The following is a 23,051-nucleotide window of genomic DNA, read 5'->3' as shown; positions in this document are numbered from 1 at the left end:
GCTCAGCAGGGCGCGAGCGTCACCAGGCCCACGGTGTTGAAGACGATCAGCCCGGTGAAGCCGACGCTCGTCAACAGGGCGACCATGGCCAGGAAGCGGGTGCGCCCTTCGCCGATCTCGACCATCGCCCCGCGGCCGCCCTCGTGCTCGTGGCGCGTCCGCCGCCAGGCCCGCAGGCTGACCAGCACCGCCGCGACGCCGACGATCAGCGCCACGAGGTGAACCGTCCAGACGATCGGCTCGGTGGAGAACCGCGGGGCGGCCAGCGGATGGTCGGTGGGCAGGCAGGCGCGGCCGACCACGCCCATGCCGATCAGCGTCTCCAGCGCGGCCGCGGCCGGAGCGGCGAGCAGGCCGTAGAGCAGGGGCAGGACGCCGACCTCGTCCCGCGCCGGCGCCGGATGGCCCGCGCTCTCGCCGCTCGAGGGAATGGGGCCTGCCATCAGAAGATCCCCATGCGCGGCGTCAGGTAGAAGGTGGTGAACACCACGAGCCAGACCGCGTCGACGAAGTGCCAGTAGAGCAGGCCGACGCCGACGTGCTCGTGCCGCGCGGCGGTGAATTCGCCGAGCGCGGCCCAGACCAGCAGGGCGAGCAGCACGGCGAGCCCGACCGCCACGTGCGCCAGGTGGACGCCGGTGATGGTGAAGTAGAGCGACAGGTAGGCGCTGTCCGAGGGTCCGTGCGGCTTGGCCGCCCACTCCAGCCCCTGCACGCCCGCGAAAACGGCGCCTAGGACGAGGGCGATCGCCAGGCCGAGGACGAGCTGGCCGCGCCGGCCCCGCTCGATCCCCTTCTGGCCCCACCACGCCGCCAGGCTCGAGGCCAGCAGCACGACCGTGTTCGGCCCCGCCAGCCGCAGGGCCGGCGCGCCGCCGGGCGGCCAGGGCGTCGCCGACTGCGAGCCGAGATAGGCGTAGGCGAAGATCAGGAACACGAAGAGCGCCGCCTCGGTGGCGATCACCGTGGCGAGGCCCCACCAGCCGGACGAGCGATAGCCGGAGGGGGCGACGGGCAGCGGCCGGTCGAGGGACAGGTCAGCCACGGGCGCTCTCCTCGCGCGGGGCCCGGCGGCTGGGCCGAAGCCAGGCGGCGGTCAGCAGGGCGCTCACCACCAGCGCCGCGCCGGCCAGCCACCAGCCCTTCCACAGCAGGGCGAAGAACAGCACGGTGAGCGCCAGTCCGAGCAGCAGCGGGATCGGCGTGTCGCCCGGCATCCGCAGGATGGCGTCCGCCTCGGCGTCCAGCGGCGTGGTGGCGAGCGTTTCGCGCCCCTCGGTGAGCCGGATGTCGCTGTCCAGCACCGAGCGACCGGTGCCTTCGCCCAGGCGGTCCTCCCACAGCGGATGGCGGCTCGCCACGATCGGCAGGCGAGCGAAGTTGTAGGCCGGCGGCGGCGAGGCGACCGACCACTCCAGCGTCGGCGCGTCCCACGGGTTGGCGCCGGCCGGCGCGCCGCGCGTGCGGCTGCGGATCACGTTCCACACCGTCAGCAGCACCCCGGCGGCGAACACGAAGGAGCCGACCGAGGTGATCAGGTTCGGCCCGCCCCAGCCCATGCCGGCCGGGTAGGTGTAGATCCGCCGCGGCATGCCCATCAGGCCCGCCACGTGCATCGGGAAGAAGGCGACGTTGAAACCGATGAAGGCCGTCCAGAAGCTCCACTTGCCGAGCCGCTCGTCCATCAGCCGCCCGGTCATCTTCGGGAACCAGTAGTAGAGGCCACCGATCACCGGGAAGACGTTGATGCCCAGCAGCACGTAGTGCAGGTGGGCGACCACGAAGTAGGTGTCGGTGAGCTGCCAGTCGAGCGGCACGGCCGCGGTCATGAACCCCGACACCCCGCCGATCACGAACAGCAGGATGAAGCCCGCGAAGTAGAGGAAGGCGGTCGTCCAGACCGGCCGTCCGGTCCAGATGGTGGCGATCCAGGCGAACACCGAGACCGCGCTAGGGATGGCGATCACCATGCTGGCCGCGCCGAAGAAGCTCATGGCGAGCGGCGGCATGCCGACCGCGAACATGTGGTGCACCCACACCCCGAAGCCGATGACCATGGTCGCCACGGTGGCGAGGGCCACGGCCGTGTAGCCAACCAGCGGCCGGCGGCAGAAGGTCGGCAGGGCGTCCGAGACGATGCCCATGGCCGGCAGCACCAGGGCGTAGACCCAGGGATGGCCGAAGAACCAGAACAGGTGCTGCCAGAGCAGCGGCTGGCCGCCGCCGGCGATGTCGTAGAAGTGCATCCCGAACTGCCGGTCGAGCCACAGGAGGAGGCAGGCGGCGGTCAGGGCGGGCACGGCGAACAGGTTGGCCACCGAGGCGGTGATGGTGCCCCACACCAGGATCGGCATGCGGTTGATCGACATGCCCGGTGCGCGTGTGCGCAGCAGGGTGACGACGAAGTTGATAGCCCCGACGGTGGTGGAGACGCCCAGGAAGACGATGCCCAGCGCATAGACGTCGATGTTGAGGCCCGGGTCGTGCTCGCGCCCGGCCAGCGGCACGTAGTCGAACCAGCCGGCGTTGGGCGCCTGGCCCATGAACACCGAGGCGTAGATGAACACACCGGCGCCCAGGAAGGTCCAGTAGGAGAAGGCGTTGAGCCGCGGGAAGGCCATGTCCCGCGAGCCGAGGAGCAGGGGCCACAGGTAGTTGGAGAACCCCGACAGCACCGGCAGGGCGTAAAGGAAGATCATCGTCACCCCGTGGAGGGTGAAGATCTGGTCGTAGGCCTCGGGCGACAGCACCGCCTCGTTGGGCCGGGCGAGCTGCAGCCGCAGGATCAGCGCCTCCACCCCGCCGAGCAGCAGGAAGACGAAGGCCGTCACCAGGTAGCGCTTGCCGATCTCCTTGTGGTCGACGCTCGACAGCCAGCCGACGACCGTCCGCGGCGTCTCCCAGGTCTGGGCGAGCTGGCGCCGCTCGAGGACGACGGCTGGATCAAGGGCGCGGTCGACCATGGGCCTAGCTCAACGACTGGAGGTAGGCGACGAGGGCCGCGCGGTCACCGTCGGTGAGCGGCACGCGGGGCATCTCGTTGCCGGGTTTGATCGCCTGCGGGTCGGCGAGCCAGGCCGTCAGACCCTGAGGGTCGTTGGTCAGGGTCCCCGCGGCCAGCGTCCGCCGCAGCGCCAGGTGGCTGAGGTCGGGGCCGAACAGCCCGCCGGCCGGCGTGCCGCGGATCGCGTGGCAGGCGCCGCAGCGCGCCTGGAAGACTGCCGCCCCGGCGGCGATGGGTGGGGAAGCCGCCGGGGCGGGCGCGGCCAGTTGACGATCCCGCCAGGCCTGGAAGGCCGCCGGCGGGTCTGCGACGACCTGGAGAGCCATGCGGGCGTGTTCCAGCCCGCAGAATTCGCCGCATTGGCCGCGATAGTCGCCGGGCCGGTCCGCCTCGATCCAGGCCATGTTCGTGCGGCCCGGGATCAGGTCGGTCTTGCCGCCCAGCTTGGGAATCCAGAAGGAGTGGATGACGTCGGCCGAGCGCAGCTCCAGCCGCACCGGCTGGCCGACGGGGATGTGCAGCTCGTTGGCCGTGGTGAAGTCGCGCCCGGGCGCGTCGCCCAGGTAGCGCGCCTCCCACCACCAGTCGTGGCCGGTCACCTGGATGGTCAGGGCCGGCGGACGCGGCGGATGGCGCACCGCGGCCAGGGTGGTCAGCGTCCAGACGGTGGAGACGAAGAGGGCCAGGGTGGAAATCCCCACGCCGACCCAGACCCAGCGCAGGCCTGGCCCTCTCCGTTCCACCGGCAGTCGCCCCTCCGGGTCCGGCGACACCCCGGCGCGTCGCCGCCACAAGGCGCCCGCCAGGAGCGCGCCGACCATCAGCACCACCACGATCGAGATCGTCAGCAGGCCCCAGCCCAGCCGGGTGATCGGCGCGGCCGAGGCTCCGGCGGTAGCGAGGTACGACATGGGGTAGGCGCCTGCGGCCATGGCTCACCGCCGCGCCGCGCCGCCGGGCGCATGGGTCTCGCCCGCATTGGCGGCGTTCTGTGCGTTCTGGCCGGCCCCGCCGGGCGCCTTGGGAACCAGGTCTCCTTGCAGCCCGGCCTGGTACTGCCCGGGTTTCACCGCGCCGCCCTGGCTCTCGATATAGGCCGCCAGTTTCCAGATGTCCGACGGCGGCAGGGCCACGCCCCAGGCCGGCATCCCCTTCGGCCGGCCCTGGTAGATGCTCTGGTAGATCGCCGCCGGCGTGCCGCCGTAGCGCCAGTAGGTGTCCGTCAGGTCCGGGCCCATGCCGCCCTTCAGCTCATAGCCGTGACAGCCCGAGCAGTTCATCGCGTTGAACAGCCGATGGCCCTCGGCGATCGCCCCCGGATCCCCGGCGTAGGGGTTGGCGAACACCTGGCCGGCGGTGCTGGCCGCCGCGCCCGCCAGGTCCCCCGTCGGCATCTGCGGCAGGCCCCGGCCGGCGGGCAGCTGGGCGCCGCCCGCGCCGGTCGGGTGCAACTCGCGGCCGCAGCCGGCGAGGGCGAGGGCGAGGGCGGCCAGGCCAAGGGCGAGGGGGAGCTTCATGCGCGCCTCCTCACGTCTGGCTCGGGCTGGTGTTGTCGGGCTGGGCCGCCGGCTTGCCCGGCTGGCTGCTCAGCAGGCCTGGGCCCGAGTTGTTCGACGCTCCGCCGACCGAGAAGACGTAGAGGGTGTCGCCGCGCGGCGGGAAGCCGGGCTGCTGGGCGGCCACCATGGCCGCCCCGCCGACGCCCGCGTAGACCGCCACGTACTGCCGCCCGTCCGGGCCCAGGTAGGTGATCGGCTGGCCGATCACGCCCGAGCCCAGCTTCTGCGACCAGAGCACCTTGCCGGTGCGCGCGTCCACGGCCCGGAACCAGCCGTCCACGGTGCCGTAGAAGACCAGGTCCGAGCCGGTCACGAGCGCCCCGCTCATGGTCATGAACGGCTCCTTGATCGACCACACCTTGCGGCCCTGGATCGGGTCCCAGGCCATGAACTCGCCCCAGTTCCCGCCCGGCCCGGCGTGACGCTTCATCTCCATGCCGTCGTAGGGCGTGCCGGCGATGTAGGAGACCGGGTGGTCGGTCAGGTCCATGCAGATGTTGAAGATCCCGGCGTAGAGCAGGCCGGTGCGCGGGCTGAACGCCGCCGGCTGCCAGTCCTTCACCCCGATGTCCGTCGGACAGGCGTTGGGCAGCTTCACGCCGGGCTTGGGCTGCATCGCCGGATTGACGATCGGCTGGGCGGTCTTGGGATCGACGCCGAGCGCCCAGTTGAGGTTGCCGAACGGCTTGGCGACCAGCACCTCGCCGGTCTGGCGGTCGATGGTGTAGGCGAAGCCGTTGCGGTTGAACTGGACCAGCGCCTTGCGCGTCTGCCCTCGCCACGGGATGTCGATCAGCACGTCCTCGTTGACGCCGTCGTAATCCCACTGGTCGTGCGGGGTGAACTGGAAGGCCCAGCGGGCCATGCCGCTGTCGGCATCGCGGGCGAACATCGCCGCGCTCCACAGGTTCAGCCCCGGCCGCTGCGCCGGCACGCGCGGGCTCGGGTTGGCCGTGCCGTAGTAGATCAGGTTGAGGTCCGGATCGTAGGTGATCCAGCCCCACGAGGCCGAGCCGCCGTGCTTCCACATGTCCGCCGGCCAGGTGGTGGCGCCGAGGTCCTTGCCGCGCATCCAGGGATAGAAGGGCTTGAAGTCGGCCCCGATCTTCACCTGGTCGTCCGGCCCGGTGTTGTAGGCGCGCCAGAGCTCCTTGCCGCTCTTCAGGTCGAGGGCGGCCAGCCAGCCGTGGACGCCGAGTTCGCCGCCGGAGTTTCCGACGAACACCTTGTCCTTGTAGACGGTGGCGGCCATCGTCGTGGTCACCCCGTCCTCGACATTGGCGAGCTTGGTGCGCCACAGCTCCTTGCCGGTCTGGGCGTCCACCGCGACCGTGTGGTCGTCGAGGGTGTTGAAGATCAGCTTGCCGTCGGCCAGGGCCCAGCCGCGCAGGACGGCGTCGCAGCACGCCTTGCCGATCGCCATGGGCGAGGGGTTCGGCGAATAGGTCCACTTGATCGGCGCGCCGGGCTTGGTGAGGTCCAGCGCGTAGGCGACGTTCGGGAACGGCGTCACCAGGTACATGGTGTTGTCCGCCACCAGGGGCGCGCCTTCGTGGCCGTAAGGCACGCCGTCGGCGAAGCTCCAGGCCATCTTCAGCTCGGCGACATTGCCGGCGTTGATCTGATTGAGCGGGCTGTAGCGGGTGCCGGCGTAGTCGCGGCCCGGCCGGCGCCACTCGCCCGGCGGGTCGTTGGGGGCCAGGTTGGCGGCCGCGCCGTTCCAGCCCGGATCGTGGGCCATCTTGGCGACGGCCTGGGCGCCCAGCCCATGGTCGGCCTTCTGGCAGCCGGCCAGCCCGGCGCCGACCATCGCGGCCAGGGCGAGAAAGGTGCGCTTCGTCATGCCGGCGCCCTCACGCGAGCGCCGCTTCGGCGGCGTCGGCGCGGCGCATCGCGCGCACCAGCCCGAGGATCGAAATGGCCGCGAAGGCGAGGCATCCGGGCGCCCACATGATGAGGCCGCCGATCTGCTGGTCGTCGAGCGGGCTGAGCCCCCAGGCGGCGGTGGTCAGGGCGTGCGGCGCATAGAGCGGCCGCGGCGCCAGGGTCAGCAGCGCCCCCAGGAAGGTCATCTGCGCGGCCGACAGGATGCCTGCGCCCACCGTGCTCGCCGGCGCCTGCTCGAGCCCGTCCTGCAGGCCGGTCCACAGCAACAGGGCCGCGCCGAAGGCGGTCACGTGCATGCACCAGTAGATCGCGTCGCTGGTGAACGTCAGGTCGTAGGGAAGCGGCGCGTGCCAGTACCAGAGCGCCACGGCGAAGATGCCGGCCGCCAGCAGGGGCCTTGGCGGGGCCGCGGGAAGGTCGAGGCGCAGCAGCGCCTCATAGACCCGCCAGGGCCGGCCGTAGGCGACCAGCGGCGCGGCGGCGAGCTCCAGCAGCATGTGCTGGCCGACCCGGGCCGAGAACAGCGACACCGACAGCCGGCAGAGCGGGGAGACCAAGGCCAGGGTGGCGATCGTCCAGCCGAGATAGAAGGCGGCGCGCCGTCTCCGGCCAGGATCGGCGCGCCGCACGCCCGCCGCGTAGGCGGCCAGGAGTCCGATGGCCGCGGCGAGAAGGATGGGATCGAGGTTCCAGGCCGCCGCGATGCGACCTGGCGCGACGGGCGCTCCACAATAGGGAACAAGCGCAGCCTGCACGTGCGACCTCCCGGCTTGACGCTTGCGCGTCGGTCCAGAACCAGTCGCCTCCCCCGTCGTCGTGAGTTAGATCGTGACACGATATAATGGGGTGTTCAAGAGGGATTCCCGCCGCCCGCCTCGCCTTTTTCGCGGCCGATGCGCCGAACAGTCTTGAGCAGCTCACCGAAGATGGGGGCGCTGCTGCTCAGCTCGCGCAGGTTCCGGCGGGAGATCGCCTCCAGGCGCGACGCGGCCTCCGGCGTGAGGCTGAGCAGGATGCGCCGGCGATCCGCCTCGGACGGGCTGCGGGTGAGGAGCCCGGCGGTGACCAGCCGTCCGACCAGCTCCACGGCGCTGTGGTTCTTGATCAGCAGGCATTCGGCCAGCTCGCCGATGGTCATCGCCTCCACGCCGCTGTGGGCGCGCACGGCCAGCAGGGCCTGGTGCTGCTGGGCGGTCAGTCCTTCGGCGTGGGCCGAGGCGTCGCTGAAGGCCGCGAACTTGCGCAGCGCCAGCCGGAACGCCCCCAGCGCCTGGTAGTCGGAGAGGCTGATGCGGGTCTGGCGGCGGGCGCTTCGCGGTGAGGGTTTCGGTTTCAAGGCACCCCCCGGGGTCAGTGCAAGCCGAGCCGCTGCACCGCCTTTTATATCGCGCCACGATCTGATTGTCGCCACGACCCCGCGTGGGGCTATCCCGAAAGATCGACGGCCGGCGCGCGCCTTGCGCAGCCGGCCGTCGTGGTTCCCTTGGGCCGCGCCGCCCGGGGCGGCCCAGCGGCTAGCGGGCGGTGGCGCGGGCCTGGGTGGCCGGCTCGAGCTTGGCGAGCGCCAGGTCGACCTTGGCCAGTTCCATCTGCATCTCGCGGCGGCGGGCTTGCAGCTTCGCCAGCGCCGTCTGGCCGCGGACCTCTTCCTCGACGTCGAGGACGTCCTGAATGTCCTTCAGCGACAGGCCGGCCGCGCGCAGCGGGCCGATCCAGCCGAGCCGGCGGCGGGCGACGCCGTCGTAGAAGCGGCAGTTCATCCGGTCGCGGCGGACCTCGATGAGGCCCTTCTCCTCGTAGAAGCGGATGGCGCGGGCGGTCATGCCGAACAGGCGCATGGCTTCGCCGATGCCGATGCGGGGCAGGTGGCGGATGTTGTCTTCGGTCACTGGCGTGTCCTCCGAGGGGGAGCGGCGGAACGGGGTCCGGGGGGAAATCGGGTTCGCAGAAAACTGGGTTCGTGAAACTGAGTGGCGACTGCGCGGGGTGCCCCGGCTATGGCCGCGCTGCATTAGCCTTTGAGTTTACCTCGGTTTCAAACGATAAGGTGCGAAGTCTTCGCCGTTCCGCGGCGGCAAATTGTGAAACTGTGAAATGCGGTACAAGCTGTTCGTCGGCCCCAAGGTGCGGGCCCTGCGCGAGGAAAGGCGCTGGCGGCTCGAGGATTGCGCCGGCCGGCTCGGCATCTCGGTGAGCTATCTTTCGCAGATCGAGGCCAACCAGCGGCCGGTCACCTCGCGCGTCCTGATGGGCCTCGTCGACGTGTTCGGCGTGCGCCCCGAGACCCTCGACGCCGACACCGACCAGCACCTCATCGCCGACCTCCGCGAAGCGGCCGCCGACTTCGGCGGCGCCGACCCGATCCCCTTGAGCGAGCTGCGTCAGGCGGTGATCCACGCTCCCGGCCTGGCCCGCCGGTTCCTCGACCTGCACCGCGCCAACCACCGGCTCGGCGAGCGGCTGAAGATGACCGAGGAGGCCGTCGCCCTCGACGAGGCCACCGCCGCCTCGTCCCTGCTGCCGTACGAGGAGGTGCGCGACTTCTTCCACTACAAGGACAACTACGTGGACGCCCTCGACCGGGCGGCGGAGGACCTGGCGCGCGAGGTCGGGCTGGAGCCCTACGCCTCGGCCGAAATGCTGCTCGAGATGTACCTGCGCGAGCGCTGGGGGGTCAGCGTGCGACGCGACGCCGCGGGGGATGTCATGCGCCGCTACGACCCGGCCTCGCACGAACTGTCGCTCAACGCCGCCCAGCCGCCGACCACCCGGGCCTTCCAAATGGCCTTCCACATCGCCACCACCGCCCTGTCGGACATCATCGAGGCGGAGCTGGCGCGGGCCGGCTTCAAGAGCCGCGAGGCGGTGGATGTCTGCCGCGTCGGGCTCGGCAACTACGCGGCCGGCGCGCTCTTGATGCCCTATCGCCGCTTCGCCCAGGCCGCGCGCGAGAAGCGCCACGACGTCGAGCAGCTCGCCCTGATGTTCAGCGCCAGCCTGGAGCAGGTCTGCCATCGCCTCTCGAACCTGCAGCGGCCCGGGGAGCGGGGCGTGCCGCTCTACTTCGTGCGGGTCGACTACGCCGGCAACATCACCAAGCGCCACTCGGCCACGCGCTTCCAGTTCGCCCGCTTCGGCGGCGCCTGCCCGATGTGGAACGTCCACGAGGCGGTGGGCGCGCCCGACCGCTTCCTCGTCCAGGTGGCCGAGATGCCCGACGGCGTCCGCTACCTGTGCGTCGCCCGCAACGTCGTGAAGAGCTCGGACTCCTACCTCACGCCCGACCGCCGCTACGTGCTGGGCTTCGGCTGCGAGATCACCCACGCCTCGGAGCTGGTCTATTCCGAGGGCGTCGACCTGAAGGGCCCGGCCACCCCGATCGGCGTCAGCTGCCGGATCTGCGAGCGCGACGACTGCCTGCAGCGCGCCTTCCCGCCGGTCGACCGCTCGCTGCACGTGCCCCAGCACGAGCGGCGCACCGTTCCCTTCCGTCTCGCCAAGGGCTAGCGGCCGGTGGCCCGGGTCGTCGTCTTCGGCGAGTGCATGGTCGAGCTCAGCCTGGGGCAGGGCGCCTCGGCCGCGATCGGCTACGCCGGCGACACCTTCAACACCGCCGTCTACCTGGCCCGCGCCGGCCTCGAGGTCGCCTACGCCACCGCCCTCGGGTCCGGCGACCGCTTCAGCCAGGGCGTCATCGCCCTCATGCGGCAGGAGGGGATCGACGCCGGCCTGGTGACGGGGGTCGAAGGCCGGCTACCGGGCCTCTACGCCATCGAGCGCGACGCGGCCGGCGAGCGCAGCTTCCACTACTGGCGAGGCGAGGCGCCGGTGCGCGACTTCTTCCGCCTCGCCGATCTCGACGCCTTCGCCGCGGCGCTGAGTGCCGCCGATCTCGTCTATCTCTCCGGGATCTCCCTGGCGGTGATCGGGCCCGAGGGGCGGTCGCGGCTCACCACCATGCTCGCGGCATCCGGGACGCCGCTCGCCTTCGACCCCAACTATCGCCCACGGCTCTGGTCAGGCCCCGCCGAGGCCCGCGCCGCGGTCGAGGGGATCCTCCCCCTCTGCCGCTACCTCTCCTTCAGCGCCGACGACGCCGAGGCCCTTTGCGGCCGTCCGCTGCCGCCGGAATGGACAGTGGGCGGCGCGGAGGTGATCCAGCGGGACGCCGACCGCCGCGTCGGGGTGCTGAGCGGGGGCGAGATCGCCGACTTCCCGCCCGGGCCCGCGGGGTCAGTGGTCGACACGACCGGCGCCGGCGACAGCTTCAACGCCGCCTATCTCGCCGCCCGGCTGCAGGGGCGCTCCATCGTGGACGCGGTGGACGAGGCGAGGGCGCTGGCGGCCAAGGTCGTGGCCGCGCCGGGGGCGATCCTTCCGCGCGGCTAGTGCAGCCGCGCAGGGACCTCGATCTCGATGTCGAGCAGCTGTTGGGCCTTGCCCTTGGCCAGGGGATCGAGGCGCAGGCTGGAGAACTGGCCGCCGCCCAGCGCCTGGATGCAGTGGAAGTTGAGCGCGCCCATGCCGGGCAGCTCGTAGCGCAGCACCTTGGGCGCCTTGGCGCCCTCGAACTCGTGGGCGAACCAGGCCTGCACCGTCTCCGGCGTGAGCGCGCGGCGGATCCAGGGCAGGTATTCGGGCTTGCGGGCGATGACGCCGACGTTGAACGCGTCGCCCTTGTCGCCGGACCGGGCCCAGGCGAGCTCGACGAGCGGCCGGCGGGTGAGCGGCTCCTCGGCCGTCGGGTCGGCGGGAACGGTCGGGCGCACCACGGCGGTGGCGTCGAAGGCGACCTTCGGTGGCTCGGCCTTCACCTCGAAGCTGCGGTCGCCCAGGCTGACGGTGGCCGGCACGGTCTGGCGCGGCACGAAGACGGAGAACACCCGGGCGACGGGCGTGATGGTCGGCGCGCCGCCGAACCAGCCGGTGCAGCCGACGCTCATCGAGGTCGTCGGCGACTGGAATTCGCGCATCATCAGCCCGAGCGCATCGGCGCTCTCGTGCTCGGCGCCGACGCGGTAGACGACCTCGCGGGTCTGCTGGGCCAGGGCGCTGGCGTTGGCGCCGTAGGTGGCCTCCGCGCCGAGCACCTCGATGCGGGTGTCGCGCAGCGGCGGCAGGTTGCGGTCGCGCAGCATCTCGCCGACCCGTTCCAGCACCGCCGCGGCCTGGCGCTGCGCCTTCTTCGCCGCGTCGCGGCCGACGATCGGCATGGCCCCGATGAAGCGGAAGCCGTCCTCGAAGGTGACGCAGACCTTGTACTGCCCGCTGGGCGGATAGCCCTTGGCGCCGGAGACGCGGACGCGCTCGGCGCCGGCCGCCTCGACCTTCAGCTCGGTGAAGTCGCAGACCACATCGGGCAGGGCGTAGCCCTGCGGATCGCCGACCTCGTAGAGGATCTGCTCGGCCACCGCGGCCGGCGAGACGAGGCCGCCGGTGCCCGGCGGCTTGGTGACGACGAACGCGCCGTCGGCGTGGCACTCGACCACCGGATAGCCGATGTGGGCCCAGTCCGGCACGTCCTCCCAGTCGGTGAACAGGCCGCCCGTCGCCTGAGCGCCGCACTCGATCACGTGGCCGGCCAGCGAGCCGGCCGAAAGGCGGTCGTAGTCCTCGTCGGTCCAGCCGAACTCGTGCATCAGCGGCCCGAGCGTCAGGGCGCTGTCGACCACCCGGCCGGTGATGACCATGTCCGCGCCCGCCGCCAGCGCCTCGGCGATCGGCCGGCCGCCGAAATAGGCGTTGGCCGAGAACACCTTCTGAGGGTTCGGGAACGGGGCGTCGGTGTAGATTTCGCGAAGGGGCGTCAGCTCGGAGAGCCGGCCCATCAGGTCGTCGCCCTCGACGACCGCGATCTTGAAGGAGAGCCCGGCCTCGGCGGCCAGCTCCTCCATCCGCGCACGGCACGCCTGGGGGTTCAGTCCGCCGGCGTTGGTGACGATCTTCACGCCCTGGGCCTTGAGCTCGTGGAGGTTGTCCTTCCACACCCAGTCGGTGAAGTCGCGGGCATAGCCCTGGTCGGGACGCGCGGCCTTGAGCTGGCCGAGCGCCGACATGGTCGCCTCGGCCAGGTAGTCGAGGATCATGTAGTCGAGCTTGCCGCCCTTGAGCAGCTGTGGCGCGGCCACCGAGGAATCCCCCAGGAAGCCGCCAGCTCCACCGATCCTGACTACCTTGGCCATAGGCTCTACCGCTTAGATGCGCTCGATGATGATGGCCGGAGCCATGCCGCCGGCGGCGCACATGGTGACCAGGCCGTAGCGCTGCTCACGGCGCTCCAGCTCGTCGAGCACGGTGCCGATGAGGATCGAGCCGGTGGCGCCGATCGGGTGGCCGAGGGCCATGGCGCCGCCGTTCACATTGACCTTCTCGCGGTCGAGCTTGAGGTCGCGGATGAACTTCTCGGCGACCACCGAGAAGGCCTCGTTGATCTCCCACAGGTCGATGTCGTCGACGGTCAGGCCGGCCTTGGCCAGGACCTTCTTCGCCGCCGGCACCGGCGCGTTCAGCATCAGCGTCGGGCTGTCGCCCATGTTGGCCATGGCGACGATCCGGGCGCGCGGCTTCAGGCCGTGCTTCTTGGCGTAGCTTTCCGAGGCCAGCAGCACCGCGCCGGCGCCGTCGACGACGCCCGAGGAGTTCCCGGCGTGGTGGAAGTGCTGGATCTTCAGGTCCGGATAGACCTGGTTGATCAGGCCCGCGAAGGTCGTGCCGTTCTCGTCCAGCGGCACGTTGGCCATGGCCTCGAACGAGGGCTTCAGGGCCGACAGGCCTTCCATCGTGGTCTGCGGGCGGGGGAATTCCTCGTGGTCGAGGGCGACGCTGCCGTCCTCACGAAGCACCGGCACCAGCGACTTCTTGAAGCGGCCTTCCTTGATGGCCACGTCGGCGCGCTGCTGGCTGACCAGGGCGAGCTCGTCGAGCGCCTGGCGGGTGATGCCTTCCATGGTGGCGATGGCGTCGGCGCAGATGCCCTGGTGCGACTGCGGGTGCAGCTTGCGCAGGTGGGTGTTGCCGGCGTCCATCAGCGGCGGGCCTTCGCGCGGGTCGCGCTGGGCCGCGGTCGCCGCCGTGTAGGACATCATTTCGGTGCCGCCGCCGATGACGAGGTCTTCCATCCCCGACATGATCATGGCGGCCGCCAGGTTCACCGAGGTGATGCCCGAGCCGCAGAAGCGGTCCAGGGTCACGCCGCTGGCCTTGATGTCGAAGCCGGCGTCCAGCGCCGACATGCGGCCGAGGTCGCCCCCTTGCTTGCCGCGCTGGGACGAGGTGCCCCAGATCACGTCGTCGACTTCGGCGGTGTTCAGGTTGTTGCGCTCCTTCAACGCCTTCAGCACCGTGGCGGCCAGGTGCTGCGGGTGGAAGTCGGCGAGCGCGCCCTTGCCCACCTTGCCGATCCCTCGCGGGGTCCGGCAGGCGTCGATGATCAGGGCTTCCGGCATGGTCTTGTCCTCGTGTCAGCTCCGCGGGGCCGGCGGACGCCGGACCTTCGAACAGGTGTTTTGACCGGTGGCCCTAGCGTCAGTCCAGTGGCTGTTGAAAATGCGGCGACGCTCTGTCGCGGGCCGTGCAGGGGCAATTTCCCCAACTTTGACGCGCGGTTAACCAAGGCGCGGCAGCTTTCCGCCCAAATAACGGGGGGAGGCGGCTGTTGAGCGCGATTGCCGACAGCGTACAGGGCGTCTCGCCGCGCGGGGATCACGGGCAGGGCTGGCGCCTGTTCGCGATGTCCGCGCGCAACCTGATTCCGCGCCTGGTGAGCAGCCTGGCGGTGGGGTCGGTGGCGGCCTTCTACGTGGGTGTTCCCTGGACGCTGGCCTGGCTGTGCGCGGTCTGGGGCGGCCTGCTGGTCGGCGCCCGGCTGACCCGCGGCGGCGCGGCCGGGGCCGAGCGGCCGATGCTGGCCATCAGCCTCAACTCGATCCTCGCCACCCTCCTGCAGATCGTCATGATGCTGGCGCTGTGGCGCAGCGCCCAGCCGCTGGCGCGCGCCTTCGCCCTGACCAGCACCTTCATCGGCGCCAGCTACGTCATGCTGCAGTACTACGCCGAGCTCGGCCTCTTCCGGCTGCTGCTCGCGCCCTATGCGCTGGCCCTGCTCTACATGGGCTGCGACCTGGCCTTCGCGAGCGGCGTCAGGACGCCGGCGGTGGTCGTCGTCGCCGCCGGCTTCGTCAGCCTGTTCAACTACTTCTTCCTGGCCCGCCGCCAGCTCGACCGCTCGCGCAGCGCCATGCGCGCCGCCAAGCGCCGGGCCCAGGAGGGCGAGCTCGCCGCCGAAGCCGCCAACGCCGCCAAGAGCGCCTTCCTGGCGACCATGAGCCACGAGATCCGCACGCCCCTCAACGGCGTGCTCGGCATGGCCCAGGCCATGGCCGCCGACGAACTGAGCGAGGTCCAGCGCGAGCGCCTGACCGTCGTCCACCGCTCCGGCGAGGCGCTGCTCGCCATCCTCAACGACGTGCTCGACCTCTCCAAGATCGAGGCCGGCAAGCTCGAACTGGAATCCATCGAGTTCGACCTCGGCGACGTCGCCCAGGGCGCCTATTCGGCCTTCACCGCCCTCGCCAACAAGAAGGGCCTCTCCTTCGCCCTCGATATCGCCGGGGCGCGCGGCCGCTACCGCGGCGATCCGACCCGCGTCCGCCAGATCCTCTACAACCTGATCTCCAACGCCTTGAAGTTCACCGACGAGGGCGAGATCCGCGTCACCGCCCGCCGCGACGGCGAGCTCCTGGAGATCGCCGTGGCCGACACCGGCGTCGGCATCTCGCCGGAGAACCTCGTCCGCCTCTTCGAGAAGTTCGACCAGCTCGATAGCTCGACGACCCGCCGCTTTGGTGGCACGGGCCTGGGCCTCGCCATCTGCCGCGAGCTCGCCCAGCTGATGGGCGGGGAGATCGCCGTCGAGAGCCAGGCCGGCGTCGGCTCGCGCTTCCTGGTGCGCCTGCCGATCGCCTGGATCGGCGAGGAGCGCGCCCCGCCCCAGCTCGCCCCCCAGCCGCCGTCGGACCTCAAGCCCCACCGCCTGCGCGTGCTCGCCGCCGAGGACAACGCCGTCAACCAGCTCGTCCTCAAGACCCTGCTTCACCAGCTCGGGGTCGAGCCGACCGTGGTCGAGGACGGCCAGGCCGCCGTCGACGCTTGGGCCTCGGCCGAGTGGGACGTCATCCTGATGGACGTCCAGATGCCGGTGATGGACGGCCTTGGCGCCACCGCCGAGATCCGCCGCCGCGAGGCCGAGACCGGCCGCCCGCGCACCCCGATCATCGCCCTGACCGCCAACGCCATGGCCCACCAGGTCGAGCAGTACCGCGCCGTCGGCATGGACAGCCACGTCGCCAAGCCCATCGCCGCCGCCGACCTCTTCCAGGCCCTCGCCGAAGCCGCCGACCCGAACGAGACCGACGAGGCCGCCGAGGTCGCCTGACACCCTTCTCCTCTCCCAGGCGCGCAGCGCTGTGGGAGAGGCCGGGAGAGGATGCTTGGACTACCGATACCGCTCGAACCACCCGAGGATCGCGTTGGCCTTGGCGCCGGCCTGGCTCGGGCGGGCCGCCAGGCCGCCGTGGCTCGCGCCCGGCACGCGGACGAGCGCCGTCGGCACGCCGCGCAGCTGCAGGGCCTGGTAGAACTGCTCGGATTCCGGCGGCGGGGTGCGGAAGTCCTGCTCGCCCACCACAACCAGGGTCGGAGTCGTCACATTGCCGACCAGCGACAGCGGCGAGCGCGCCCAATAGCCCTGCGGGTCCTCCCACGGCATCTTCCCGAACCAGTACTTGGCCATGAAGTTGTAGCCGTCGACGGTCAGCACCTCGCTCGTCCAGTTGATCACCGGCTTCTGCGCCGCCGCCGCGCGGAAGCGATGGGTCTTGCCGACGATCCAGGCGGTCAGCGCCCCGCCGCCCGAGCCGCCGGTCACATAGAGCCGGTTCTCGTCGACGAAGCCCTTGGCGACGGCGGTGTCGACCACGCTCATCAGGTCGTCGTAGTCGTGGCTCGGGTAGTTGCGGTCGATCTCATTGGCGAAGGCGTCGCCGTAGGAGGTCGAGCCCCGCGGATTGGCGTAGACCACCACATAGCCGGCCGCCGCATAGAGCTGATCGTCGGTCGAGAAGTAGGGGCCGTAGGCCGCGAACGGCCCGCCGTGGATCTCCAGGATCAGCGGATACTTCTTCTGCGGATCGAAGTTCGGCGGGGTCACGATCCAGGCGTCGATCGGCTTCTTGTCATAGGCCGAGACCACCGGCATCGCCTCCACCTTCGCCAGGGTCTTGCCGGCGAAGAGGTCCTCGTTCAGCCGCGTCAGGCGGCTCACCTTGCCGCCGCGCGCCACGGCCAGGTCCGGCGGCTGGTCGGGGCCGCCCTGGGTGAAGGCCACCACCCCGCGCGCCTGGTCGTAGTCGCCGCCGGTGTAGGGCCGGTCCAGCTCCTCCGCCCCCGCGAGCCCGCTCGCCACGTCGGCGAGTTTCCCGTCGAGGCTCACCCGGGCCACCTTGCCGAGCCCGTGGTCCTCGTACTGGACGTAGATGCTGCGCCCGTCCGCCGCCCACTGCGGGGCGCCCACCGAGCGGTCGAGCCCGCCGGTCAGGACGCGCCGGTTCTTGCCGTCGCGGTCCATGACGTAGAGCCGGCTGTTCTCATAGCCGCGGATCCGGTCGTCGTAGCCGACGTAGGCGATCTTCGTGCCGTCGGGGGAGAGCGCCGGCTGCGCGTCCGGCCCCTTGCGGTCGGTGAGCCGGCTCAAGGTCCCGTCGGCCAGGGAGACGCGCCAGATGTCGCTCTCGCCGGGGTCGCGCTCGCGGTCCTCGGCGCGGTTGCTGGAGAACACGATCGAGCGCCCGTCGCGGTCGAAGCGGATCGGGCCGGCCTCGTCGTACTTGCCGAAGGTGATCTGCCGCGGCTGGCCGCCGTCGGCCGACACCGTGAAGATGTGCCGGTAGCCGGGCTTGAGGTAGCCGGCCCCGTCGGCCCGGTAGGTCAGCCGGTCGATGACTTTCAGCGGCTCCGCCCACTTGGCGCCCTCGGGCCGGGCGATCGGCGCGCCCAGCGGCTTGCCCTCGTCGAGCACCAGCATGGTGAAGGCCAGCGTCTTGCTGTCCGGCGACCAGGCGATCTGGTTCGGCGCCTGCTCCAGCGTGGCGACCTTCGCCGACCGGCCGCTGGCCATCCAGCGGACGTAGAGTTGCGGCGGTCCGCCGGCCCCGGCGACCACATAGGCGAGGCGCGTCCCGTCCGGCGACCAGCGCGGCGTCATGTTGGCGTTGTCGTCGGCGATCAGCGGCGACTGGGCGCCGGTCGCCAGGTCCACCAGCCAGATCGACGGCTTGGTGCTGTCGCTCATGATGTCGTTGGTCAGCCGCACATAGGCCACCTGGCCGCCGTCGGGACGGACCTGCGGATCGGAGGCGGCGCGCAGGCCGAAGAGGTCCCGCGGCGCGAAGCTCCGCGCAGGGCCCTCCGCCACCTGGGCCCAGGCGGGAACGGCGACAGGAACGGCCGTCGCGACAGACGCGGCGGCGAGCAGCACGGAAAGACGCATGGAACCCCCAAACACGGCCCGTTACACGGCCCGTTACTCGAAATGAGTATGCCGGCTCGACGCGCCGGCCCGGCATAAACGGACCGTCAAGGCCCGGCGGTCAAGCGTGGCTCGGTTTCAGCCGCGTAACCTGTCCATGGCCCCCTCCCGCACCCTTCCCAGCACCAGCCTGCGCCCGGCCGATCTCGGCGGGCTCAAGGTCCTGGTGGCCGACGACCACGCCGTCACCGCGCGGCTGATCTTCGATGTCCTGCGCGCCGCCGGGGTGGGGCAGGTGGAGCGCGCCGGCGACGGCCTGCGCGCCCGCGAGCTGCTCAAGGCCTGGGACCCGCACATCCTGTTCACCGACTGGAAGATGCCGCTGATGGACGGGCTGGAGCTCACCCGCTCGATCCGCCGCGCGGCGGTGGTCCGGGACCGCATGGTGCCCAATCCGCGCCTGCCGGTGATCATGCTCACCGCCGCCCGCAGCCAGGGGGAGGTCGAGCTCGCCCGCCGGGCCGGGGTCAACGAGTTCGTCATCAAGCCCTTCACCCCGGCCTCGGTGATCTCGCGCATCCAGCTCGTCCTGACCCGGCCGCGGGACTTCATCGTCTCCGACAAGTACATCGGCCCCGACCGCCGGCGGCGGGTGGAGATCAGCTACTCCGGCCCGCTGCGCCGGGCCGGCGACCCTGCCGAGGTGGTCGACCGCGGCGAGCGCGACGCCACCCGCGAGACCATCGGGGTCGAGCTTGAGGCCCTGCGCCGGCTGATCCGCACCCGCGGCGGCATGGACCGCGAGACCCTGCAGATGACCCACCGGGTCATGCAGCACACCCGCTTCCGCGCCCGCCAGGTCCGCGACCCGATGGTCGAGAAGGTGGCCCAGTCGATGCTCGACTACGCCGACGCCATGGGCGGGGCGGCCGCCTGCGATCCGGCGGTGCTCGAGGTCCATTTCGACGCCATCGGCGCCCTGCTCGGCGCGCCGCAGGGCGATGCGGCCCTGGCGGCGCGGGTCATGCGCGACCTCCAGCGCGCGGTGAAGAAGAAGCTCGCCAGCGCCGCCTGAGGAAGACCTCACGGAGAGCCTCGCCAGGGGGTTGCGCAGAAAGCTTGACGGACTCAGGTTCGAGGACCAGCGTTCTTATCCTGTGATCGGCCGAGCCCGCGGGGCCTGAGTCCCGTCGGAAGCGCGCTCCAGACGCTCAGAAGAGCCGATCCGAAGGGAGGCGACGATGCGCCACGCTGCGTTGGCGGTGTTGCTGGTCTTCTCCGCGGTCACGGCGGCCCACGCGGCCGACCCGTCACCGCTGACTCCGGCCGACATCCGCTATCTGAAGACCCTGGGCCAGTCCCAGGCCGAGCTCGTCAACATGCAGCCGACCGCCGAGATGCTCGACAAGCTGCACCAGCTGATCAACGACCCGCTCACGGCCCAGAAGCCCAAGGCCCGGTCCGACGCGGTCTTCCGGGAACTCGACCACATCAGCGCCCGCTCCCTCTGGTGCGCCGACCACCCCGCCGACAAGGACTGCGACGGCTTCAAGCCGGTGTCGACACGCTGACTCTCCTCCTCTCCCAGGCGTAGCGATGGGAGAGGCGGGAGAGGGCGGCTCAGCGACCCGGCCAGGCGTGGCCTTGGCCCCGGACGCACATGACCGATCCTTTTCCGCTTGCGGGAGAGGTGTCAGCGAAGCTGTCGGATGAGGGGGAACAACCGACCTCGGCGGCCGCATCAGTAGATCGGCTTCGGGTTCCACCCCGTGAAGCCAATCAACAAGACGCCAAGGTCATGGAAAGTCCCTGATGCGGGTGTCCAGCGCTTGAGCAGGCTGTAACGGCCCTGGTCCCTAGTCTCGATGATCCACTCCGAACCGTCCGCTCCGTTTCCGCAGCCGATCCTCGGAAGGCTCGCTAGCTGACTGTAGGCTTTTTCGTAGGCCTCGGCTTCTTCCGGCGAAAGCCGGCGGGTCACCCTTCGGTCAATCCTGCCCGGTTCGTAGCCACCGTTGCCCTGCAGCAAGGTGGCCGTGAGCCAATACGTCCCGCGCGCCGGTTCATCGATCCTGATGACGGCAGGCGCATGGAACGACCGCAGCCAAAGAAATCGCAGCGTGCGCCCCCTGAGTTCGCTCGCGGGTTGCCACAGGGACCGCTCCTGCGCGGCCCGTAGATGCGATCCGAACCAATTAGCCTCGAGATTATCGACCAGCTGTTCAGACCGAACGCCAGCGCGGGCCTGGTCCGGGGACCGCGCTCCCTCCGGATCGCAGTACATCAGGCTCGCCTGGGCAAACTGACGGGGAAAGTAAGGCTGTGGCGGCAATCGATCGAACCGCCCCGCTGCGGCGGCAGCCACCACTACGACGGCGGCCAGCGAGCACAGCACCAGTACGAAGGCGACGCGCGGGATCATGCCGGTTCCCAGCTTACGGTCGCGGCAAAGCCTAAGCTCAAATAGGTCCGCTAGCCACCCTTCGCCGACCTTCGGACGGTTCACATCCGAGAGGACGCGCACGAAATCCCTTGACCTCCCGCAATTTGAATGTTCTACGTTTGTTCCAATGAACCCCGCCCTCGACGAAATGCGCATGCGGATGCTCGGCAGGTTCGCCGAGATGGCGGTGGTGCTCGCCGAGGACCTGCAATGCGCGGCCCTGGCGGCGGAGGACACCGACGAGAAGGTCCGGCTCGCCGAGGCCTTCCATCGGGTGGGGCGGGGCCTGCGCCAGAGCCTGGCGCTGGATGCGAAGCTCGAGGCCGACCGGCATCGCGACGGGCGCGAGGCCGAGCTCCACCTCGCCAAGGTCGGCGATCTGCGCCGCGAACGCCGCAAGGCCGAGATCAAGGGCGTCGTCGAGGCGCTGGTCTGGACCGAGAAGGAGCGGCTGGACGTCGATCCCGACGACGCGGTCGAGGCGCTCGACGCCATTCTCGACGCCGAGGCCCAGGCCGCGGGCTTCATGGACACCGATCCGCAGGTCTTCATCGCCCGCCTGTGCAAGGCGCTGAAGCTGGAGCTCATCTCCCTGGAAGGTCATGGACCGCCTTGCGCCGGCCAGCCGGACGCCCCGAGTGACCTGCGGCCGGCCGCCTCCGCCTTGTCCCCGACGCCGACGCATCCGGGTCCCCGGGACAAGCCCGCGGATGACGGGTGGGCCGGCGAGTTCGACTCCTCCGCCTGAGGTGCCGCGCGGACGCGTGACCTTCGGCCCTCGCGGCACTACATCGGTCCCATGGCCGAAGCCTTCAACGACCTGACCCTGACCGGCTCCAAGGGCGAGCGCTACGCCGCGGTGGCCGAGGAGATCGCCTCCGTGCTGGAGGGCGAGCCCAATCGCACGGCGCGCATGGCGACCGTGTGCTCCATGCTGGCCGCCACCTTCGACCACTATTTTTGGACCGGGTTCTATGTGGTCGATCCGGACAAGCCGCGCGAGCTGGTGGTCGGCCCCTACCAGGGCACCCTCGGCTGCCTGCGCATCGCCTTCGGCCGCGGCGTCTGCGGGACCGCCGCCGAGACGGGCCGCACCCAACTCGTCGAGGACGTACATGCCTTCCCCGGCCACATCGCCTGCGACAGCCGTTCGGCCAGCGAGGTCGTCGTGCCGGTGCGCGATGCGACCGGCGCACTGATCGCCGTCTTCGATGTGGACTCCGAGGCTCCGGCGGCGTTCGACGCCACCGACGCCGAATGGCTCGAACGCATCCTAAAACAGGTGTTTGGGTGAGCCGTTGTCTTCCCCAACGGCGCCTTTCCTAAGAGGGGCGCCGACGCGCTGACCGCGCTCTGACGAACTCAAGGGAGTATGGATATGGCCGAGGCCTATATCGTCGCCGCCGCCCGCACCGCCGGCGGTCGCAAGGGTGGACGTCTTCGTGAATGGCACCCGGCCGACCTGGCCGCGGTGGTCCTCAACGACCTCGTGGACCGCACCGGCATGGATCCGAGCCGGATCGAGGACGTGATCATGGGCTGCGTGGGCCAGGTGGGCGAGCAGTCCACCAACATCGCCCGCAACGCGGTCCTCGCGTCGAAGCTGCCGGAATCGGTGCCGGCCACCTCGGTCGACCGCCAGTGCGGCTCCTCGCAGCAGGCGCTGCAGTTCGCGGCCCAGGCCGTGATGAGCGGCACCATGGACGTGGTCATCGCCTCGGGCGTCGAGAGCATGACCCGCGTGCCGATGGGCCTCGCCGTCGTGCTGCCGGCCAAGGAAGGCTTCGGCGTTCCGAAGAGCCCGCGCCAGGAAGAGCGCTATCCGGGCATCCAGTTCAGCCAGTTCATGGGCGCCGAGATGGTCGCCGAGAAGTACGGCCTGACCAAGGACCAGCTCGACGAGTTCGGCTACACCTCGCACCAGCGCGGCATCGCGGCCACCCAGGCCGGCGCCTTCAAGGACGAGATCGTCGCCGTCGACGGCAAGGACGCCGAGGGTAACACCGTCCGCCACGACGTGGACGAGGGCATCCGCTTCGACGTCTCGCTCGAGGGCATGAAGGGCGTGAAGCTGCTGCGCGAAGGCGGCCGCATCACCGCCGCCACCTCCAGCCAGATCTGCGACGGCGCCTCGGGCGTGATGGTCGTGTCGGAGAAGGCGCTGAAGGAGTTCAACCTGACGCCGCTGGCCCGCGTCCACCACATGTCGGTGATGGGCCATGACCCGGTGATCATGCTGGAAGCCCCGATCCCGGCCACCGCCCGCGCCCTGCAGAAGGCCGGCATGAAGATCGACGACATCGACCTCTTCGAGGTCAACGAGGCCTTCGCCTCGGTGCCGGTCGCCTTCGCCCAGCACCTGAACGCCGACCCGGCCCGCATCAACGTCAACGGCGGCGCGATCGCCCTTGGCCACCCGCTCGGCGCCTCCGGCACCAAGCTGATGTCGACCCTGCTCTACGCGCTCAAGAAGCGCGGCAAGCGCTACGGCCTGCAGACCATGTGCGAAGGCGGCGGTCTCGCCAACGTGACCATCGTCGAAGCGCTGTAAGTCTCCTTCTCCCCTCGCGGGAGAAGGTGTCGGCCAAGCTGACGGATGAGGGGTCGCACCGCGCGACCCCTTTTTCGTTGCCG

At 70.7% G+C, this 23,051-nt stretch carries 21 protein-coding genes; 8 read left to right on the top strand and 13 right to left on the bottom strand.

The window, feature by feature from the left end; all coding sequences use genetic code 11:
• Positions 1-2: 2 nt before the first annotated feature.
• The 9 genes from DJ017_RS19515 to DJ017_RS19475 all read right to left on the bottom strand — a co-directional run bounded on the left by DJ017_RS19515 (position 3) and on the right by DJ017_RS19475 (position 8,339).
• Positions 3-443 (bottom strand): hypothetical protein, encoded by a 441-nt coding sequence (locus DJ017_RS19515; RefSeq protein WP_111530586.1) that lies wholly within the window; start codon positions 441-443, stop codon positions 3-5.
• The gene (locus tag DJ017_RS19510) at positions 443-1,045 is read right to left on the bottom strand and encodes a cytochrome c oxidase subunit 3 (protein WP_111530585.1); all 603 of its coding nucleotides are present in this window, start codon (positions 1,043-1,045) and stop codon (positions 443-445) included. Before DJ017_RS19510 ends, DJ017_RS19515 begins: the two co-directional genes overlap by 1 nt.
• A complete protein-coding gene (gene ctaD, locus DJ017_RS19505) occupies positions 1,038-2,963 on the bottom strand; it encodes a cytochrome c oxidase subunit I (protein WP_111530584.1) in 1,926 nt (641 codons plus the stop codon). The genes DJ017_RS19510 and ctaD overlap by 8 nt, the downstream gene beginning before the upstream one ends.
• A gap of 4 nt (positions 2,964-2,967) precedes the next feature.
• Positions 2,968-3,915 carry a cytochrome c oxidase subunit II gene (coxB, locus tag DJ017_RS19500; RefSeq protein ID WP_227000265.1) on the bottom strand — a complete coding sequence of 316 codons (948 nt, stop codon included), beginning with the start codon at positions 3,913-3,915 and terminating at the stop codon, positions 2,968-2,970.
• 24 nt (positions 3,916-3,939) lie between these two features.
• Positions 3,940-4,521 carry a c-type cytochrome gene (locus DJ017_RS19495; protein WP_111530582.1) on the bottom strand — a complete coding sequence of 194 codons (582 nt, stop codon included), beginning with the start codon at positions 4,519-4,521 and terminating at the stop codon, positions 3,940-3,942.
• 10 nt (positions 4,522-4,531) lie between these two features.
• The gene (locus DJ017_RS19490) at positions 4,532-6,406 is read right to left on the bottom strand and encodes a PQQ-dependent dehydrogenase, methanol/ethanol family (protein WP_227000264.1); all 1,875 of its coding nucleotides are present in this window, start codon (positions 6,404-6,406) and stop codon (positions 4,532-4,534) included.
• 10 nt (positions 6,407-6,416) lie between these two features.
• The gene (locus DJ017_RS19485; protein ID WP_111530581.1) at positions 6,417-7,205 is read right to left on the bottom strand and encodes a cytochrome c oxidase assembly protein; all 789 of its coding nucleotides are present in this window, start codon (positions 7,203-7,205) and stop codon (positions 6,417-6,419) included.
• A 95-nt stretch (positions 7,206-7,300) separates the two neighbouring features.
• Complete coding sequence (locus tag DJ017_RS19480) at positions 7,301-7,786, bottom strand: MarR family winged helix-turn-helix transcriptional regulator (protein WP_227000263.1); 486 nt, start codon at positions 7,784-7,786, stop codon at positions 7,301-7,303.
• Between the two features lie 178 nt (positions 7,787-7,964).
• Positions 7,965-8,339, bottom strand: a complete 375-nt coding sequence (locus DJ017_RS19475) for a MerR family transcriptional regulator (RefSeq protein ID WP_165830731.1) — start codon at positions 8,337-8,339, stop codon at positions 7,965-7,967.
• A gap of 205 nt (positions 8,340-8,544) precedes the next feature.
• Here DJ017_RS19475 and DJ017_RS19470 point away from each other — a divergent pair, with 205 nt between their 5' ends.
• Together DJ017_RS19470 and DJ017_RS19465 are read left to right on the top strand one after the other, a co-directional pair.
• Positions 8,545-9,957, top strand: coding sequence for a helix-turn-helix transcriptional regulator (locus DJ017_RS19470; protein ID WP_111530579.1), 1,413 nt, complete (start codon positions 8,545-8,547; stop codon positions 9,955-9,957).
• Positions 9,958-9,963: 6 nt separating this feature from the next.
• Entirely contained in the window at positions 9,964-10,839 is an 876-nt protein-coding gene (locus DJ017_RS19465; RefSeq protein ID WP_111530578.1) for a sugar kinase, read from the top strand.
• Here DJ017_RS19465 and DJ017_RS19460 read toward each other — a convergent pair.
• The gene (locus tag DJ017_RS19460) at positions 10,836-12,632 is read right to left on the bottom strand and encodes an acyclic terpene utilization AtuA family protein (RefSeq protein WP_111530577.1); all 1,797 of its coding nucleotides are present in this window, start codon (positions 12,630-12,632) and stop codon (positions 10,836-10,838) included. The genes DJ017_RS19465 and DJ017_RS19460 overlap by 4 nt on opposite strands.
• Before the next feature lie 12 nt (positions 12,633-12,644).
• Positions 12,645-13,895, bottom strand: a complete 1,251-nt coding sequence (locus DJ017_RS19455) for an acetyl-CoA C-acetyltransferase (RefSeq protein WP_111530576.1) — start codon at positions 13,893-13,895, stop codon at positions 12,645-12,647.
• 209 nt (positions 13,896-14,104) lie between these two features.
• On the opposite strand from DJ017_RS19455, the gene DJ017_RS19450 reads away from it, so the two are divergent.
• Positions 14,105-15,883 (top strand): ATP-binding protein, encoded by a 1,779-nt coding sequence (locus DJ017_RS19450; protein ID WP_227000262.1) that lies wholly within the window; start codon positions 14,105-14,107, stop codon positions 15,881-15,883.
• A gap of 60 nt (positions 15,884-15,943) precedes the next feature.
• On the opposite strand, the gene DJ017_RS19445 is transcribed toward DJ017_RS19450, so the two are convergent.
• A complete protein-coding gene (locus DJ017_RS19445) occupies positions 15,944-17,995 on the bottom strand; it encodes an alpha/beta hydrolase family protein (RefSeq protein ID WP_111530575.1) in 2,052 nt (683 codons plus the stop codon).
• Positions 17,996-18,131: 136 nt separating this feature from the next.
• Between DJ017_RS19445 and DJ017_RS19440 the strand changes: the two genes are divergently transcribed.
• Together DJ017_RS19440 and DJ017_RS19435 are read left to right on the top strand one after the other, a co-directional pair.
• Entirely contained in the window at positions 18,132-19,049 is a 918-nt protein-coding gene (locus tag DJ017_RS19440; RefSeq protein WP_111530574.1) for a response regulator, read from the top strand.
• A gap of 166 nt (positions 19,050-19,215) precedes the next feature.
• A complete protein-coding gene (locus tag DJ017_RS19435; protein WP_133255514.1) occupies positions 19,216-19,545 on the top strand; it encodes a hypothetical protein in 330 nt (109 codons plus the stop codon).
• Between the two features lie 170 nt (positions 19,546-19,715).
• On the opposite strand, the gene DJ017_RS19430 is transcribed toward DJ017_RS19435, so the two are convergent.
• Entirely contained in the window at positions 19,716-20,396 is a 681-nt protein-coding gene (locus DJ017_RS19430) for a hypothetical protein (protein ID WP_111530572.1), read from the bottom strand.
• Positions 20,397-20,544: 148 nt separating this feature from the next.
• On the opposite strand from DJ017_RS19430, the gene DJ017_RS19425 reads away from it, so the two are divergent.
• From DJ017_RS19425 to DJ017_RS19415, 3 genes are all read left to right on the top strand, one after another.
• Positions 20,545-21,165, top strand: a complete 621-nt coding sequence (locus tag DJ017_RS19425) for a hypothetical protein (protein WP_111530571.1) — start codon at positions 20,545-20,547, stop codon at positions 21,163-21,165.
• 51 nt (positions 21,166-21,216) lie between these two features.
• Positions 21,217-21,711, top strand: coding sequence for a GAF domain-containing protein (locus tag DJ017_RS19420; protein ID WP_111530570.1), 495 nt, complete (start codon positions 21,217-21,219; stop codon positions 21,709-21,711).
• A gap of 84 nt (positions 21,712-21,795) precedes the next feature.
• Positions 21,796-22,968 (top strand): acetyl-CoA C-acetyltransferase, encoded by a 1,173-nt coding sequence (locus DJ017_RS19415; protein WP_111530569.1) that lies wholly within the window; start codon positions 21,796-21,798, stop codon positions 22,966-22,968.
• Positions 22,969-23,051: the final 83 nt, after the last annotated feature.

Origin of the sequence: Phenylobacterium soli (assembly GCF_003254475.1) — a bacterium.
Lineage (GTDB): Bacteria > Pseudomonadota > Alphaproteobacteria > Caulobacterales > Caulobacteraceae > Phenylobacterium > Phenylobacterium soli.
This window is presented reverse-complemented; position numbering and strand designations above follow the sequence as displayed.

Bases quoted from the DNA above. Each gene is read 5' to 3' on its own strand.
- DJ017_RS19435 (WP_133255514.1), top strand. From the start codon at position 19,216: ATGCGCCACGCTGCGTTGGCGGTGTTGCTGGTCTTCTCCGCGGTCACG.
- DJ017_RS19460 (WP_111530577.1), bottom strand. From the start codon at position 12,632: ATGGCCAAGGTAGTCAGGATCGGTGGAGCTGGCGGCTTCCTGGGGGAT.
- coxB (WP_227000265.1), bottom strand. From the start codon at position 3,915: ATGTCGTACCTCGCTACCGCCGGAGCCTCGGCCGCGCCGATCACCCGG.
- DJ017_RS19430 (WP_111530572.1), bottom strand. From the start codon at position 20,396: ATGATCCCGCGCGTCGCCTTCGTACTGGTGCTGTGCTCGCTGGCCGCC.
- DJ017_RS19470 (WP_111530579.1), top strand. From the start codon at position 8,545: ATGCGGTACAAGCTGTTCGTCGGCCCCAAGGTGCGGGCCCTGCGCGAG.
- DJ017_RS19490 (WP_227000264.1), bottom strand. From the start codon at position 6,406: ATGACGAAGCGCACCTTTCTCGCCCTGGCCGCGATGGTCGGCGCCGGG.
- ctaD (WP_111530584.1), bottom strand. From the start codon at position 2,963: ATGGTCGACCGCGCCCTTGATCCAGCCGTCGTCCTCGAGCGGCGCCAG.
- DJ017_RS19415 (WP_111530569.1), top strand. From the start codon at position 21,796: ATGGCCGAGGCCTATATCGTCGCCGCCGCCCGCACCGCCGGCGGTCGC.
- DJ017_RS19425 (WP_111530571.1), top strand. From the start codon at position 20,545: ATGAACCCCGCCCTCGACGAAATGCGCATGCGGATGCTCGGCAGGTTC.
- DJ017_RS19455 (WP_111530576.1), bottom strand. From the start codon at position 13,895: ATGCCGGAAGCCCTGATCATCGACGCCTGCCGGACCCCGCGAGGGATC.
- DJ017_RS19495 (WP_111530582.1), bottom strand. From the start codon at position 4,521: ATGAAGCTCCCCCTCGCCCTTGGCCTGGCCGCCCTCGCCCTCGCCCTC.
- DJ017_RS19420 (WP_111530570.1), top strand. From the start codon at position 21,217: ATGGCCGAAGCCTTCAACGACCTGACCCTGACCGGCTCCAAGGGCGAG.
- DJ017_RS19445 (WP_111530575.1), bottom strand. From the start codon at position 17,995: ATGCGTCTTTCCGTGCTGCTCGCCGCCGCGTCTGTCGCGACGGCCGTT.
- DJ017_RS19440 (WP_111530574.1), top strand. From the start codon at position 18,132: ATGGCCCCCTCCCGCACCCTTCCCAGCACCAGCCTGCGCCCGGCCGAT.
- DJ017_RS19515 (WP_111530586.1), bottom strand. From the start codon at position 443: ATGGCAGGCCCCATTCCCTCGAGCGGCGAGAGCGCGGGCCATCCGGCG.